Here is a 565-nt window from a genome sequence, read left to right as displayed (position 1 = left end):
GCCCAGAATCCGGCGCCGGTCGCGCCGCCCCGCACCTGACGGCGCGTGGGACGCACCAGGCCCCGCAGCTTCCCCGGCACCCCGGCCGGGTCCGCCGCCACCGCCCTGAGGTCCCAGCGCACCGGCACCAGCACCGGCTCCGGACGCGTCAGCGCACGCTGGAGCAGCGCCAGGCCGTCCGCCTCCGACAGGGGCAGGACGCCACCGCGGGCCATACGGTCCATGTCGGTCTGCGACAGGCCGCCGCCCATGCCCGCCGCATCGGCCCACAGGCCCCAGGCCAGGGACACCGCCGGCAGACCCCGGGCGCGGCGGGAGCGGGCCAGCCCGTCCAGGAACGTGTTCGCCGCCGCGTAGTTCGCCTGGCCGCCCGCGCCCAGCACGCCGGCCAGGGACGAGAACAGCACGAACAGGTCCAGGCCGAGGCCGGCCGTCAGCTCGTGCAGGTGCCAGGCCCCGTCCACCTTCGGGCGCAGCACCCGCTCCACCTGCTGTGCCGACAGGCCCGCGATCACACCGTCGTCCACCACACCCGCCGCGTGCACCACCCCGCGCAGGTCCTCCA

At 77.0% G+C, this 565-nt stretch carries 1 protein-coding gene; it reads right to left on the bottom strand.

Going from position 1 to position 565, the window contains the following annotated elements; genetic code table 11:
* The coding region (locus tag JL475_RS39320; protein ID WP_202282975.1) for a KR domain-containing protein at nucleotides 1–565 on the bottom strand (565 nt) is incomplete at both ends.

It is taken from the genome of Streptomyces sp. M2CJ-2 (assembly GCF_016757295.1).
Taxonomy (GTDB): Bacteria; Actinomycetota; Actinomycetes; order Streptomycetales; family Streptomycetaceae; genus Streptomyces.
Note: the sequence above shows the minus strand (reverse complement) of the source record. Positions and strands in the feature narration are given on the sequence as shown.